Below are 15049 nucleotides of genomic sequence, written 5' to 3'. Positions count from 1 at the left end.
TGATGACCGGACTTACCTTGACGCACGGAACAGGGCAAACGCATTGGGAGCCCGACACGTCGCTGATCGATGCGGCGCGGGAGATCGCTCCGATCATCCGGAAGCACAGCGGGGAAGCGGAGCGCGAACGACGCCTGTCCCAGCCGGTCTTGGATGCACTGCGCGAGACGGGCCTCCTGCGAATGACAACTCCCCGTTCACTCGGGGGGTTGGAGACCGACCCCATCACCCGCGCCCTCGTTGGGGAGGAAGTCGGTCGCCACGACTCCGCCGCGGCGTGGACCCTGGAGAACCCTCTGGACTGGGCCTTCTTTTGTTGCCGTCTCCCCGACGAGGGAGCCGAGGAGATCTACAGCCGTGGAGCCGACATCCTCATCGCTGCCCAGTTCGGCCGTCCACTGAGGGCGACGTCGACCAACGGCGGCTACCGCATCTCTGGTCGAGCGCCATTCGTCAGCAACTGTCATGACGCCGACTGGATCTCGTCGACGGTCCTCGTGGATGACGAATCCGCCGGCGGTGAGCCCGAGATGCGCATGGTCTACTTCCCCAGCCAGGAGTGCGAAATCATCGATACGTGGAACGTCATGGGCATGCGCGGCACGGGCAGTGACGACATCCTGGTGACCGACGTATACGTGCCCAAGTCCAGGACGTTCCCGATGGTGCCAGACTTCGAGCCGGGATCGCACTATCGGGGCCCGCTGTATCGACTCCCGGTCGTGGGCGCGGCGGCGTCCGGTATCCCGACGCCGATGCTGGGGGTGGCGCGACGAGCTCTCGACGAGGTGACCGAACTGGCCCGGACCAAGACTCCGGTGGCATCGAGCGGTCTGCTAAGGGAACGCGCGTCGGTCCAAATCCAACTGGGCCGAGCGGAAGCGATCCTGCGCTCAGGGCGCTTGTTGCTTCTTGACACCCTGACCGAAGCGTGGCGTCGATGCATCGACGGCGAGACCCACTCGCTGGAGCGGAAGGCAGACATCCTGCTTGCGATGACCCACGCGATGAGCAGCGCCGTCAAGGCGGTGGAACTGGCCTGCAGCATCGCGGGAACGACGGCGTTTCGAGCCACCAATCCGCTGGAACGTTGCTTCCGGGATGTTCAGACGATGAGACATCATGTCTTCGCCTCGGAGCCTCGTTATGGGACCTTCGGGCAGGTATATCTCGGGGTTCCCGCGGACTTCCCCGTGGTTGCCTTCTAGGTGAGTCCACAGAAAGTGGATGATTCCGTGAGCGCCGTTTGCTTCTGGCGCCGGCGCTGGATTGAACCACCGTTTGGGCTCATCCAAGACCGAAGCCGCCTTCTCTGGCGGGAATTCACCGCCATGCATATGTCTTGCTACCTTAAGGAGTGCAACCTATGTCGAAGAGGATCCTCATTGTCGGCTTTGACCCGCACAAGATCACATTTGGGCCCGAACGTGGCCTGACCCCGGAAGGCGTAAGCGCCACGGGTCAAGCGACCGCTGACAAGCTTTTAGCGCTTGGGCATACAGTGGAGTCGTGGCTCATCGGCCCGACGCGGACGAAAAATCTCTCGTCGACCTGCTCTCTCGGCAGGAATTCGACGTCATCCTGATTGCGGCCGGCCTTCGGGACTGCCAGAACACACGCTCCTCTTCGAAAGAGTCATGAACGTGATCCACCGATATGGTCGGTCCGCAGCCCTTTGCTTCAACAGCAGGCCCGACAACGCCCTCGACGCCATCCTGCGACACACGTGAGTTGCCACGCGCCTTTTGAGAGAGCCGCAACGCATTTCCTGGTATGAGCCGCCCTACGAGAAAGACAGTCTGCGCTCCGCGCTCCGTCTCCCCCTCACTCCCACCCGATTGTTCGGACGAATCATAAGCGGCGGATTTCGCTCGAAATTTCTCAGTTTAGATGACAATAGCCTACACGAGGGCGTGACGCACCGTTGTCGCCTCCCTATTCCGCTTTTCGCCGGCAGCCACGGCTTCGCAGCCTTGATCTGGTGAGTGATAGTCAGGCGGCGGGCAAGCCCGGATCGATGCCGGTCATGGCGATGGAGACCTCCCAGAGCCGCTTCGCGAGCGCGGGATCTTCGGCATGCGGCGCCCGCCTTGCTTCGCCGGCTGCACCGCGGATTCCGCCAAAGCCGGTGGGACCGTAATAGCCTCCGGGCTTCACCTGGCCGGTCGCGGCCAGAAGTGCCGGCCACGCGCCCTTGTCGGCGCTGTTGAGCAACAGGCCGACGATTGGGCCTGCGATCTGGACAAATCCCATATGACGGCCAAGGCTTGTGCTGGCGATGCCAGGGTGAACGCCGATTGCCGTGACGGGCGACTTCGCCGCGCGCAGGCGACGATCCAGTTCGAGGAAGAACAGCGCGTTCGCCATCTTGCTGGCGCCGTAGCGATCGGTCTTGATGTAGCTCTTGTCGGCGTTGAGATCGTCCCAGTCGATCTTGGCCTTCAGATGCGCGACGCTCGAGGTCACGACCACCCGCGATCCCGGCGTCTGCGCCAGCTTAGGCAGGAGCAGCGAGGTGAGCGCGAACACGCCGAGATGATTGACGCCGAACTGCGATTCGAACCCCTGCTTCGTGCGCGTCAGCGGCGGGTTCATGACCCCGGCATTGTTGATGAGCGCATCGATCCGTGGCTCCTTCGCGGCGATCCCGACCGCGGTGCGAACGCTGTCCAGGTCACCGAGGTCGAGCGGCAACCAGACGAGATCGGCATTCGGCGTGATCCGCTGGATCCGCGCGATGGCGTCCTGCGCCCTGGTCTGCTCACGGCAGCCAAGCAGGATGCGCGCGCCGCTGGCGGCAAGCGCCCGCGCGATTTCGAACCCGACGCCGGCGTTGGCGCCCGTGACGATGAAGCTTTTCCCCGTCTGCTGGGGGACGTCGGCTTCGGTGAAACCCTTGCTATTCGACATTTTCGGTCCTTTTTATGAGTAATTACATGCTCATTTATGGGTTAAAACTCAGGCGGCGGATCCCTTCCAGAACAGGTCGAACCCGGCCTGCCGGATGGCGTCACTTTCCCGAGGTTTGGCTGTGACCGCGTTGATGCTGATGTCGGCCAGGTCGAAGAGAATGGTATCGATGTAGAAGGCGATCCTGTCAGCCGCCGCATGGCCGGCGAGACACTCCTCCACCATCGTGCGCGCATCCCGCTGCATGGCGTGGCACCGGTTCCGGCTTTCCGCTGTCACGCGATCCGATACCTTCAACTGGCGAAGGGCCCTGCGCGCCGTGGCGTGAGCCAGTCCCCAGTCGATCAGACGGTTCCAAACCGCGAATAGCCGGTCTTTGGCGGAGGCGTCCGCGGGATATGGCGCCAGCATCGTCTCTGTAAGGTCGGCCTCGATCTCGAGAAAGAGCTGGTTGAGCAGATCGTCCTTGGTTGGAAAGTAGGTGAACAGCGTCCCCTCGGAAACGCCAGCAGCCTTCGCGATCTTGGCCGTGGACGCGCCTGTGCCAAGGCGCGCGACGAACTCGGCCGCTGCATCCAGCAGCGCTTGTCGCTTTTCTTCACTGAGGGGACGCGCCATATTTCCGTCCAACAATATTGAGCGAGTAGATACTCAATTATATGGGATGGCATGAGTTTGGTCAAGGGATGCTGAAGCCCCGCATCTTTCGCCACGACGCCCAATCAGGAACGTCAGGGGAGAGGGGGCCCGCGTTCCGTGGCACCGGCCCGCAACCTTCAGAATATGATAGCCCGCGGCAACCGGAGAAGGGAATCTGTGCTCTCAAACCAGCATCGACTGCTGCGCGGAGATACCCGCCGTCGCGCCCTGCGATATTGCCGTGGTGACCGAGGCCATGGCTGGGTTTGCAAGATCGCCGGCAGCATAGATGCCGGGCGTGCCGGTTTCGCGACGCTCGTCTACCTTGAGGGCGATGCCGAGGGGCGTATTGACCGTGGCGAGGCGCAGTGATTCATGCAGGCTTGCGGACGGCTTGTTGCGCGGATGCGCGAACAGGATATCGACCGCGGCATTGCGGCCGCTCTCGAGATTAACGGTGGTGATTTGACCCCGGTGATGGGCGATTTCGGCGATCCGGCCATCGACGACAGGTATGTTGCGGCGCGCCAGATCGGCCCGGATGTCGCGTGGAATGTCGTGACCATCGGCGAAGACCGTCAACGTTTCGGTCCAGTCGTGGTACAGCCTGACATAATTGTGCGACGGCGGGCCCGACCAGACGAGGCCCCAATGCTGGTCGGCGACTTCAAAGCCATCGCAATAGGGGCAGGGCACGATGGATGTGCCCCAGCTTTCGGCAAAGCCCGGAACATCAGGCATCTGGTCGGCAACGCCATAACTCAGGATCAGGCGGCGCGCCCCAAGGCTTTCGCCATCGCCGGTGAGGACGGAGAAATCGTCGATGGTGCCGGAGATGCTGTCGGCCCGGGCATTGAGCAGCCTGATCGTGGGATAACGCGCCAGTTGCTGCCGCGCCTCGGCCAGGATGTCCAGCGGTGGCTTGTGATCGTGGCCGAGCAGACCATGCGAGTGGCCGGCGAAGCGATTGCGCGGCAGGCCGGTATCGAGAACGGTGACCTTGCGGCGGGCACGGCCGAGCTGCAGGGCGGCGGCGAGGCCGGCAAAGCTGCCGCCGATGATGATGACGTCATCCATGGTGATGGGCTCCGTGTTGCGGATGAAGGGGTTTGGGTTGGGCGTGGCGCGAAATATCGTCCAGCGATACGAGCTCAAGATGGGCAGCGAGCAGGGCTCCCGCATCGCTGAGACAGTCGCCCATGCCTGTGCTGACCGACCGGACGACGGCATTAATGTCGGAATTTGCATGACGTTGATCAATATTTGACAGCAATTTCCCGTTCCATGTTCGGTAAGAGCCGCCAGAAGATAGATTGCCGTCGGCAGACCCGCATCCGCAGCGCGTCGGACCTCGGCGGCGATCCTTCCCCGATCCTCGGGCTGCTTGCGCCCGGCGAGCGAGAGGGCAAGGCCCAGGCATCCTTCCGGGCAGCCCGCCGCCGCGGATTTCTCGTACCAGCCGTGCGCGGCATCTGGGTCATCTTTGCTCGGGATGTAGCCGAGAACGGCCTGCCCGGCCGCCGACCCAGCTTCGGCCGCTTTTCCAGCGAAGTGGAGAGCCATCGCAAAGTCGGGCGCCTGCGAGGAGTCCTTTTCGAACAGCCGCTGCGAGCTCTTACCTTGCGCGTCGTCTTCGTTCACGGCCAGACCGGCCACGAAAAGCGCGGCGAGAAGGGCCTGAGCATCTGCGCTTCCGTGATCGGCGGCCCGACGCAGCCATCGCGCGCCCTCCGACCGGCTTGGCGGCACGCCGGAACCTTCAAGGTAAGAACGGGCGACGCGGTATTCGGCTTCGGGGATGCCTGCACGAGCGGCGATCGCCATAAGGGGGAAGGCCTCTGCGGGCTTTCCACTTTCCGCAAGCCGAACCGCTCGGCGGAGCGCCGCAGGGTGCAACCCTGTCAGCCGATCCAGGATCGCCATCTTACGGCTCTCGCATTGCTTCGACCTATCGGCAGCATCGCACCGAGGATGTATTTGAGGAGCGTCCGGCGACCTACCTTTACATCCGCAGTGACCGGCATGCCTGGGCTTACAGCGAAGCCGGCGGGCACGCCATGCAGGGCGACGTTATCGATGGATCTGGGTTCGATAGAACAGCTCGGCATCCGCCGGCAGCACGGCCGGAAGAATCCGCGACGTAGCTGATCGATCCTGTCGGAGTGCAGAAGGAGTACGCCAAGCGCTATCGCAGTCAGCCCGCCAAGAACGAGATAGCCGGTCTGCGATATGTTTGCGGAGACCGGCTGAAGAGAGGCTTCGACGACTGCACCCCGCGTCTTCGCCTGCACGAAAACGACGGTCTGTCCCGCGAAGAATCTAGGGAGTAGCCATGACCCAATAACGGCGTACACGATGAGGGCGGCGAGGATCCAAATCAAGCGGATGCTTCCGAACGTGCTGCCTAGCTCGACCCAGAAGCGGCACTCGGCAGTCACAGCTGTCACAAGCAGCCCTGCGAAAAAGGTGTAGATGAGAGGAGTGGATCCGCCGAGCGATGTAAGGGTCATGAAGGACGTCGAGCCAAAGGCCAGCGATGCCAGCAGGCCGATATCAACAGGCCGCGGCAAAAATGAGCGCCAATCAAGACAGCGGCGCCTACTGCCAACCCCGGGATTGAGAACTGCATGGCGCGGCCTTTCTCGCACAAGTCGTTAACTCGACGCCGCAAAGCCTCCAGAGGCGGTTCTCTCAGCCAGAGGTGATGTCTCAGATTGTATACTTCGGCAGACGGGCGTTCCGGACAAGCGATCCAAAGGAAGTAGCCGAGCCTCCGGCAGCGGTAGGATGACGGCAAGCCCCTTCCGAAGGACTTTGTGGAGGATCGCCCCCGCGGTACCCAATAGAGCTTAATGAGGACGGATGTACTGACGGCCTCAGTTCGATGTAAGCTCGATTCCTGACTCGGGTCGGCCCGTCTGGATGCCAGTGCTGAATGTGCTTGCAAAAGCCGGGAGCAACTGACCGAAAAACCGAACCCGTTGGTTTTGCCCGTCAAGGAAGGCTGCGGCCCAAGTGATCTGCCTCATCGCTTGCGCAGGTGCGGCGATCCCCGAGATAGGTCCCCACCTGTGCGTGGCTGAACTAATCGAGGGCGGTTACAATCGCGCATTCGTAATTCTGGCCCAGGCGGCGGATTGGTTGGCGTTCCAGCTCAAGGAGGAGCGATATGACCAAGCATGCTACGCGTGGAACGCTGGGGCACAAGGAGATAAGACAGCTCAAGGAAGTTTACGACCGGGCCCGAGCCGTTCAAGCCAAGTACTCGGAGTCACACATCGCGAGCAGAGCCGCAAAAACGCTGATCGATGCGTTCGAAGCCGAAAACGACCCCGAAGATACGGAAGTCGATCCTCAGTGGCTGAGCAGGGCCGCCCCCCGGGGGAACGCCTGAAGGCCGAACGTCATCATGCGCGCGCAAAGGCAGCGGATGAAATGAACCCATGCCTGTGTGTCTCGCATTCTCAGGCCTTGCGGACAAATCCGGTAGCAACCTTCAACAAACGGCCGAGAACCGCTTGCACGCGAAAGTGCGGAGATAAATACCGCCTAGCCTGAACAGCCCACGCGATCTTCGGGGAGGACGTCGGCGTTCAAATTTCTTGAGGGCCTGAAACGGAACTTCGACTCGTTGCAGCATTGAAGACAAACCTTCTATCTGATTTCAATCATAATGGACTCTCTGTGAAGCCGCTCACATCTGGCTTTCAAAAGCCAGCTAACTATTGTAGGCTGTGTTGGATCTGGAGAAACTTGGGCGGCCTCCATGCAAACGCTGTCGCAGTACCCAGCGCCGCGTCCCCCTGGGGGGACGCCATCACAGACCGAATGGGGCAACAACGATATCCTCGGGATTGCCGCAAGACCCTACAAACCCCATTCGATTTTATGCCGTCAGGATGACGAAGAAGACACAATATTCATTATAAAGTCGGGCTGGACCTTGCTTTATCGCGGACTGCCGGACGGAGATCGTCAGATCATCGACACGCCTCTTCAAGGCGACATTGTCGGCTTCCGTTCCGTGCCCGGACCTCGCTTCGCCTCGCTAGCCGCTATAACCGACGCTGCTGTCCACCCAATACCAAGGAAGGCGCTGACTGATCTCATCTTGTCGGAAGGAAGTTTCGGCAGCAAGATCGCCCGCTCCCTGGCGCGGACAAACGCCATTGTTGCCGAGCATCTTGTGAACGTCGGGCGGCGCAATGCCATGAGACGGACCGCTCATTTCCTGCTAGAGCTGGAGGAAAGACTCACCAAAGTCGGCCTTTCGGCCGAGGGGGGATATGATTGTCCACTAACCCAGAATGAGCTGGCAGACATTCTTGGCATGACTCCCATTCACGTGAACCGGACATTGCGCGAGCTCCGCAGGGCCGAACTCGTCTCGTTCAAGACCGGCCATGTGGAGATGCTCAACCGCAAGAGCCTTATCAAACTGGCGGGGTTCGAAAAGGAATATCTCAGCTAGATTGGTCGTTCCGGACCGTGATCGCTTCCGGGCTTCATGCGACAAATACTGGGCGTCTCCGCGAACCAGTGCTGAGCGTTGCCGGCCGCTATCACTTCTGCAAATTTACCAAAAATTAACCTAAGTTAGCGACCCCTAATAATTGAGCCTTAGACTGGGGTTAGCGGATCCTTGTCGGGGTAGGCAGGACCGCTTTGGGAATGAACGATCCAGCCTAAGACGGCGCGGGATTTTTCCAGAAATAAGAGGGATGGCGGCCGCCGGAACGCGGCTTGTGTGCAAAAGGGGTGGGTAATATGAGTTCTTCAGCAGGACTGCTTAATTACGCGTCTTCAAGTCAGCCAAGAGTTCCGAGCAACGGAACGGCTCCTGATAAGGAATGCCTTCTCATACTGGACGGACGGGCCTTGGACCGAGAATGTCTAGCATCGGCCCTGGTAGACCACGAACTGGGCATGGCGGTCGCGGCCATGGGCTCTATCGAAGAATGGCGCATGAAGAAGAGTTCGGCACCGCCGCTGGTCGCCATTCTCTTCAACCTCGGCGGCCGGAAGGTCACTGATCACGCCACGGCAGACGAGATCAGGCGCATATCGTCTGAGTTCAAGTCGATTCCCGTGGTTGTCCTGGCCGACAATGAAGACCTTGCGCAGATACTGGCAGCTCTCGAATGCGGCGCACGGGGCTACATTCCGACCTCGGTCGGCATCGATGTATGCGTCGAGGCGATCAACCTTGCGGCGGCCGGCGGCATCTTTGTGCCGGCAAGCAGCGTTCTTTCCATGCGGCATCTGATCGGCTCGGACAACCGCGACACGCAACCCCTGTCGAGGTTGTTCACGATGAGGCAAACCGAGGTCGCCCAGGCGCTCCGGCGCGGGAAGGCGAACAAGATCATCGCCTACGAACTGAACCTGCGTGAGAGCACCGTGAAGGTGCATATCCGGAACATCATGAAGAAGCTGAAGGCGACCAATCGCACGGAAGTCGCCTACAAGGTCAACGATCTCTTCACGGAAGGGACTCCGGCCGAGAAGTGAACCAATGGATTTCCGTTCCAGCGATTTCCGCGCAGATCAGATCATGCGAGCCTCTCGCTGGAGCGGAATCTTCCGCGCCCACAAGCGAGGCTGAGACCTTAGACGGCCCCGCCGCCGGGTCCGCCGATCAATCGGAAGAGCGGATTGGGTCAGGAAAGGTGTGCTGACCCACCCAACTTACGGCTTCCTCGATCGTATCAAAATTCTTATGCCGTCCGCTCAGCACGAACTTCGCGCCCCAGGCGGCGACGTGGTGCATCTGCTTGATGATTTCGTCGTTCAAGTTCCAAGGAAGGATCAGGATGTAGTCCGGCTTCGCGTGGTCGATCGCCTCGATCGGCTTAATCGGGATGTGCATTCCCGGTGTGAAGCGGCCGTGCTTGTAGGGATTTCGGTCGACCGTAAAGTCGAGGAAGTCGGTGCCGATGGCGCAATAGTTGAGCAGCGTGTTGCCCTTGCCGGGCGCGCCATAGCCGCAAATCCTCTTGCCTTCGCTCTTGGCCGAGATCAGGAACGCCAAGAGATCGCGCTTCGCGCGCTGGGCCTTTTCTCCGAAGGAGGCGTAGGTCGCCATCCTAAAGGGCGTCGCGATCTTTCAGCGCGTCGCGCTATCGGCTGCCTGGCTCGGCCAGGAGACCGTGATCCGAAAGCAATCTCGCTGCGGCAGCCAATTCCCTGAATTCGGAGCACGTCGACCTTGCACGGCATGAGGTGCCCACCGGCACCCAGCTCTTCGACTGGGACCGTTCCGAGGGAATGGAACCCAGCCTCACAACGACGACTGCTCACTTGTGTCGTTCAGCCGCAGTCGACTGGGTGGCTAACGCTTCTGGAGCATCCCCTTTTTGCTGAATCAGCAACTCCCGGAAAAGGAGTAACCTGTTGTTCCAGCCGGTGCCGCCAACATGCCGGTTAGGCCCAGCGGCGATCCAAGTCACACCCGTGCTCGCTGGGCCGCCCGAGACACACAGGCAACCGTTCAAATCTGACCATCGCTCGCCGCTGGCACACACAAGATTGGCGCTGATCACCGCCTCGTCATTTAGCCTTAACTAATTGTAGACGGCGCTGTCCTATTCTGAGACAGCGCGGCACCACCCGCCCGCGCAGGCGGCTTCGGCACTTATAGCACACCCCTGCCACGGTCGAAGCCGCCACCTTCCGTATACTAGCAATGGTTGAATCAACCGTTACCGAGCACCGTTAATGGTGTGTTTTGTCGTCCGTCAAAGCTTGAGCCCAGCCACGACTGCGCCTCAAGACAAGGCGCCCAGGTCTGGCGCTGCTCTGCCATTATCGCCTGATTGGTGGATTGCAGGTTTCGCATGCCGCGTACTACGCCGTCGACGTGGAAGCGCTCGAAGGGCCTACGGCCGAACTTCGCACAAAGATATCAAATAGTAGTTTGGTGTTCACAATAAGCCAGGATTCTTGGTCGTGTCCCGCGAGGTGGTGTAGCTCGGCGGTGGCGAAGCCGCTCGTGAGCGCGCGCCGTAGCGAGCGAGGGGCGCAGCGGTGGTCATCGATGTTCTTCCGTTAGGGTCGGGTTGCTGACACCAACCTGATTCGAAGGAAGCACCGATGACCGACGACATGATGAACCTGCGCGCGCTCGTGGAGAAGACTCCCGATGCCGATCTCCTGCGCGAGATGATCGGCTTTGCCGCCGAGCGGCTGATGGAGTTGGAGGTGGGTGCCGCGGCGGGCGCCGGCTATGGCGAAAAGAGCGCGCTGCGGACCGCCCAGCGCAATGGTCACCGCGACAGGGACTGGGAGACGCGAGCCGGAACGGTCGAGCTGCGCATCCCCAAGCTCAGGAAGGGCTCCTACTTCCCCAGCTTCCTGGAGCCGCGCCGCATGGCTGAGAAGGCGCTGACGGCCGTCATCCAGGAGGCCTACGTCCAAGGTATCTCGACCCGCTCGGTCGACGACCTGGTCAAGGCGATGGGCATGAGCGGCATCTCCAAGAGCCAGGTGTTGCGGCTGTGCGAGGAAATCGACGGCAAGGTGAAGGCCTTCCTCGAACGGCCGATCGAAGGTGACTGGCCATATCTTTGGATCGATGCGACTTATCTCAAGGTGCGCCGCGGCGGCCGCATCGTCTCGGTCGGAAACCCCAGTCCAATTGCCATACCTCCTTTGGTGGATGCACGCTGCCTTTAAACCGGCTCGGATAAGGACTAAACTTACCGACTGCGTGGCTTCAATCCCGAACGCGAGGGTAAAGTGACAATAAAAGCCAAGGCGGACACCGCGAGTCTTCTCGAAGATACCACGGTCACTGGTAACTTGCTTGCCAACGACACGGAAACCTTCGCGTTAAAGTGGATCAAGTTTGGCAACACCTCCAAGCTGGTGGGCTCGACGACTACCATTCAGGGCCTCTACGGGACCCTTACCGTCTATGCCGATGGAAGCTACAGCTACAAAGCCGACTTGGCGAAGGCTGAGGCCTTGGCCGCGGCAGCGGTCGTAACCGAGAAATTCGGCTATACGGCGAACGATCAACTCGGAAATACCAGCAGCAGCACGCTTACCTTTACCATCACTGGCGTTAACGATAATCCGGTGATCTCGATCGGCAGCGGCGACAGTGCAGGCGCCAACCTGACCGAAACCAATGCCACGCTTACGGCTGCCGGCAACTTTACGGTGACCGATGTCGATACCTCCGACACCGTCAGTTCAACTGTGACCAAGGCGGTTCTGACTGGCGCGACCGGCGGCCTCGTCGAAGCCGATGTCAAAGGACTGTTGAAGCTCACTCCGGCCACGGGGCTTGCTGCCAACGCCGGCGACTCCCATAACCTCGGCTGGCAATTCGACTCCGGATCGCAAGCCTTTGACTTCCTGGGACAGGGCCAGGTCTTGACCATCGCCTACACGATTTGGGTGTCGGACGGTCATGGCGGGTCGGCCACCCAGCAAATCAATGTCGCCATCACCGGCACCAACGACGCGCCGGTTGCTAGCGCAGACGCCTATGCAGCCGAAGCCGGCGTGCAACTCAATGTGTCGGTGGCGCAAGGCGTCCTAGCCAATGATCACGACGCAGAGGGCAGCGCCCTCGATGCCGTGTTGATTTCAGGCCCGTCGCACGGGACGCTCCATCTGCTGGACGACGGGTCCTTCGACTACATTGCCGCCGCCGGTTACACTGGCCCGGACAGCTTTACGTACGAGGCTTTCGATGGGGCCGCGTACAGCGCCGATACCGCCGTCACGCTCTCGGTTACCTCCGGCAACACGCCACCTGTTGCCGCCAATGACAGCTACAATGTCACGGCCGGGACGGATTTTAGCGTCGTCAGGGCGGGGGGCGTCCTCGCCAATGACAGCGACGCCGACAGCAACCCGCTCGAGGCCGTCCTGCAGACGGGGCCTGCCAATGGCAGGCTGACCCTCGATAGCGATGGTTCGTTCATCTACACGGCAGTTGCCGGCTTCACCGGAACCGACAGCTTTACTTACAAGGCCTTCGACGGGACAGCCTATAGCAACACGGCAACTGTCAGTCTGGTGGTCAGTTCGCCCAACGCCGTTCCAGTAGCCACTGACGATGTCTACAGCTTGAATGCCGGCTCGACCCTGACGAAGAGCGCTGCCAATGGCGTCCTCGCCAATGACAGTGATGCCGATAACAACGTGCTGCAGGCGGTGCTGCTCATCGGCCCCAGCAAGGGCACATTGGCGCTCAACGCGGACGGCTCATTCACCTACACGCCCATTGCCGGCTTCATCGGGACCGACAGCTTTACCTACCGGGCATTCGATGGCCACGACTACAGCGCAGCGGCATCGGCCGAACTGACGGTGAACGCCATTCCCGCCCCCACGACCGTAGTATTCCAGGATGGATTGAACGGCTATGCGGCCACCCTGGACACCACCTTGGATCAGGCAAAGCCCACGACGTCGTTCGGCTCCGACGTCGCAGTGAGCGTCGACAAAGCCGATGCCGGCGTCGCCAATGCCAAGCAAGCGCTGCTCGGTTTCGACAATTTGTTTGGTTCGGGCCCGGGGCAGATCCCAGTGGGTGCCACCATCACCTCGGCAATCCTCACCTTACAGACGAACAACGAATCTGCGTCGGCGGCCAATGGTGCGTTCTATCGCATGCTGGTCGACTGGACCGAAAGCGCGACTTGGAACTCGATGGTCGGAGGCGTCCAGGCCAATGGCGTCGAGGCCCTGTCCGTGGCGGACGTGACTGTGGGGCAGACTGCTCTCGGACCAACCACGGTTGATGTCACCGCAAGCCTGCGCGCCTGGGCAACGGCGGGTACGACTGCTGCTGAACTCAATGCTGCAAACCAGGGCTGGCTGATCAGCACAGGTTCTACCGACGCCTGGAGGTTAGACTCCTCCGAGGGTTCAGTGCACCCGAAGCTCGCCGTAACCTACTTGATCGGCACCAGTTCCATGCCGGTCCTGGGCATTTCCGATGCCGCGCAAACCGAAGGCCCGGGCGCCAATATTACCTTCCACCTCAGTCTCGACCATACTGCGTCTCAAGACATTCTGATCAGCTACTCGATCATTGACGGCACCGCCACCGCCGCCAATGACCTGCTCGGTCCGGCGACGGGTACAGTAACCATTTCTGCCGGCCAGAGTTCCTTGGACCTTGCGCTCACGCTCAAGGACGACACGTTCACCGAGAACACGGAATCCTTTAGCCTCAAGTTGAACTCCGCAAACGGTGCCTTCATCGCAGACAATACGGCGACTGGTACGATTTACGACAACGATCCAAACCCCTTCATTCAAGCCAGTGTCGTAGCCGTGACCGACCTCGCCACGGCCCCTTTCCGCGATGTCGATGCGGCAGGGGCTGGTATCGGCGATCCCTCCGGCCTGGCCTATGATCCGGTCTCTCACAAGCTGTTCATTGCCGACTCGGAACATGATGAGAGACCGTGGTTCAGCCAGACCAACCTGTTCTCGATCGGTCCCACCGGTGCTATTCAGGGATACAGCGTGGAGTCATTCACCTTCGAGCCCACCGGCCTCGGGATCAATCCGTCCAACGGCCATATGTATATCTCCGATGACGATCAGCTGGAGGTGTTCTGGGTCGACCCGGCCAATCCATCGGCCAAGCTTGGATCATTCGACACCGCATCCCTGGGGCAGGACGACAGCGAGGACTTGCGGTTCGATCCGACGACCGGCCACATCTTCGAGCTCGATGGCCACCAGAAACTGATGTACGAACTGACTGGCGATGGGGCACTGGTGAGAACCATAAATCTCCCCTCGGTGATGCATGACGCGGAGGCGCTGGCCTACGATCCAACTCACGGCATCTTCTTCGTCGCCTCCGGATTGAGCCCGAATATCTGGGAGATGGATCACGACGGCAACATCATCTCGACAATCAGCGTCCTCAACTCGCCGGCCTACACAAACCCGATTACCGGGGTGGCGGTGAGGCCCAAGGGTCTGGAGCTGGCACCAAGTTCCGACCCGAACGACGGACAGCAAATGAGCCTCTACGTCGCCGACTACGGCGTCGACCAGGTCGCTGATGGCCGGTTGTTCGAAATCCATCTGGGCTCGGACTGGCTGCTGGCCTGACGGCTGGACTCAGGAAGCCGAGAATGGTGGGGGTGGGTCGTGTACAAATGCAGCGCTCGATAGAGGGCGGTATGTCCTGGAGTTGGCACGCCGAGTTAGGGATCGGCACCGGCATCCTCATGAAGGTTCCCGGCGTTATCCTCATTCGATCGTGTCTTGCACCGGTACCCGCGACGCTTCTCAAGTACGAGTGCCATCCGCTCGATCTGAAGTACTGCTCGTAGAAGTCTGTCCTCTCAGCAGCGAACCTGAAGACTCGGCACGTGTCGATGAGGGAGATCGCGGAGGCGACGGCGAGGCACAATGAGTCATTGAAGGAGCTTGGCCTACCTTTACTGCCATCTAGAGCCCGTCCTGTGATCGATGAATCGATTGTGATGTGACGGCTGCGTTTTGTGCTGATTCAACA

Annotated in this window: 9 protein-coding genes and 3 pseudogenes; 6 read left to right on the top strand and 6 right to left on the bottom strand. The window is 60.6% G+C overall.

All coding sequences use genetic code 11. The features are described 5' to 3' along the window. Positions 1-2: 2 nt before the first annotated feature. Entirely contained in the window at positions 3-1208 is a 1206-nt protein-coding gene (locus F3H96_RS21465; protein ID WP_149803718.1) for an acyl-CoA dehydrogenase family protein, read from the top strand. A gap of 784 nt (positions 1209-1992) precedes the next feature. On the opposite strand, the gene F3H96_RS21460 is transcribed toward F3H96_RS21465, so the two are convergent. The 5 genes and pseudogenes from F3H96_RS21460 to F3H96_RS31205 form a co-directional block, all read right to left on the bottom strand. Beyond that, a complete protein-coding gene (locus tag F3H96_RS21460) occupies positions 1993-2910 on the bottom strand; it encodes an oxidoreductase (RefSeq protein WP_149803717.1) in 918 nt (305 codons plus the stop codon). Between the two features lie 48 nt (positions 2911-2958). After that, entirely contained in the window at positions 2959-3528 is a 570-nt protein-coding gene (locus F3H96_RS21455) for a TetR/AcrR family transcriptional regulator (protein WP_149803716.1), read from the bottom strand. Positions 3529-3732: 204 nt separating this feature from the next. Beyond that, a complete protein-coding gene (locus F3H96_RS21450) occupies positions 3733-4626 on the bottom strand; it encodes an NAD(P)/FAD-dependent oxidoreductase (protein WP_149803830.1) in 894 nt (297 codons plus the stop codon). A 624-nt stretch (positions 4627-5250) separates the two neighbouring features. Continuing rightward, positions 5251-5373 (bottom strand): annotated as a pseudogene (locus F3H96_RS31210) (SEL1-like repeat protein); the annotation flags it as partial. 77 nt (positions 5374-5450) lie between these two features. Then, complete coding sequence (locus F3H96_RS31205; protein ID WP_244620097.1) at positions 5451-6119, bottom strand: hypothetical protein; 669 nt, start codon at positions 6117-6119, stop codon at positions 5451-5453. Positions 6120-6718: 599 nt separating this feature from the next. Between F3H96_RS31205 and F3H96_RS21425 the strand changes: the two genes are divergently transcribed. From F3H96_RS21425 to F3H96_RS21415, 3 genes are all read left to right on the top strand, one after another. Next, on the top strand, positions 6719-6943 hold the full coding sequence (locus tag F3H96_RS21425; RefSeq protein ID WP_149803715.1) for a hypothetical protein: 225 nt from the start codon (positions 6719-6721) through the stop codon (positions 6941-6943). Positions 6944-7315: 372 nt separating this feature from the next. Continuing rightward, positions 7316-8020, top strand: a complete 705-nt coding sequence (locus F3H96_RS21420) for a Crp/Fnr family transcriptional regulator (protein WP_149803714.1) — start codon at positions 7316-7318, stop codon at positions 8018-8020. Positions 8021-8316: 296 nt separating this feature from the next. Further along, the gene (locus tag F3H96_RS21415; protein WP_244620096.1) at positions 8317-9060 is read left to right on the top strand and encodes a response regulator transcription factor; all 744 of its coding nucleotides are present in this window, start codon (positions 8317-8319) and stop codon (positions 9058-9060) included. A 127-nt stretch (positions 9061-9187) separates the two neighbouring features. Here the strand turns inward: F3H96_RS21415 and F3H96_RS21410 are convergent. Beyond that, positions 9188-9634 (bottom strand): annotated as a pseudogene (locus tag F3H96_RS21410) (methyltransferase C-terminal domain-containing protein); the annotation flags it as partial. Between the two features lie 1007 nt (positions 9635-10641). On the opposite strand from F3H96_RS21410, the pseudogene F3H96_RS21405 reads away from it, so the two are divergent. Both F3H96_RS21405 and F3H96_RS21400 read left to right on the top strand, forming a co-directional pair. Continuing rightward, positions 10642-11169: pseudogene (locus F3H96_RS21405) on the top strand (transposase); the annotation flags it as partial. Between the two features lie 117 nt (positions 11170-11286). After that, positions 11287-14640, top strand: a complete 3354-nt coding sequence (locus tag F3H96_RS21400; RefSeq protein WP_149803713.1) for an Ig-like domain-containing protein — start codon at positions 11287-11289, stop codon at positions 14638-14640. The last annotated feature ends 409 nt before the right edge of the window (positions 14641-15049 follow it).

The sequence above is a fragment of the Mesorhizobium sp. NFR06 genome, assembly GCF_900115245.1.
In the GTDB taxonomy this organism is placed as follows: Bacteria; Pseudomonadota; Alphaproteobacteria; order Rhizobiales; family Rhizobiaceae; genus Mesorhizobium.
Note: the sequence above shows the minus strand (reverse complement) of the source record. Positions and strands in the feature narration are given on the sequence as shown.

What these genes read in the sequence shown, in the direction of transcription:
- F3H96_RS21420 (WP_149803714.1), top strand. Translation starts at nt 7,316, where the DNA reads ATGCAAACGCTGTCGCAGTACCCAGCGCCGCGTCCCCCTGGGGGGACG.
- F3H96_RS21425 (WP_149803715.1), top strand. Translation starts at nt 6,719, where the DNA reads ATGACCAAGCATGCTACGCGTGGAACGCTGGGGCACAAGGAGATAAGA.
- F3H96_RS21465 (WP_149803718.1), top strand. Translation starts at nt 3, where the DNA reads ATGACCGGACTTACCTTGACGCACGGAACAGGGCAAACGCATTGGGAG.
- F3H96_RS21450 (WP_149803830.1), bottom strand. Translation starts at nt 4,626, where the DNA reads ATGGATGACGTCATCATCATCGGCGGCAGCTTTGCCGGCCTCGCCGCC.
- F3H96_RS21455 (WP_149803716.1), bottom strand. Translation starts at nt 3,528, where the DNA reads ATGGCGCGTCCCCTCAGTGAAGAAAAGCGACAAGCGCTGCTGGATGCA.
- F3H96_RS21460 (WP_149803717.1), bottom strand. Translation starts at nt 2,910, where the DNA reads ATGTCGAATAGCAAGGGTTTCACCGAAGCCGACGTCCCCCAGCAGACG.
- F3H96_RS21415 (WP_244620096.1), top strand. Translation starts at nt 8,317, where the DNA reads ATGAGTTCTTCAGCAGGACTGCTTAATTACGCGTCTTCAAGTCAGCCA.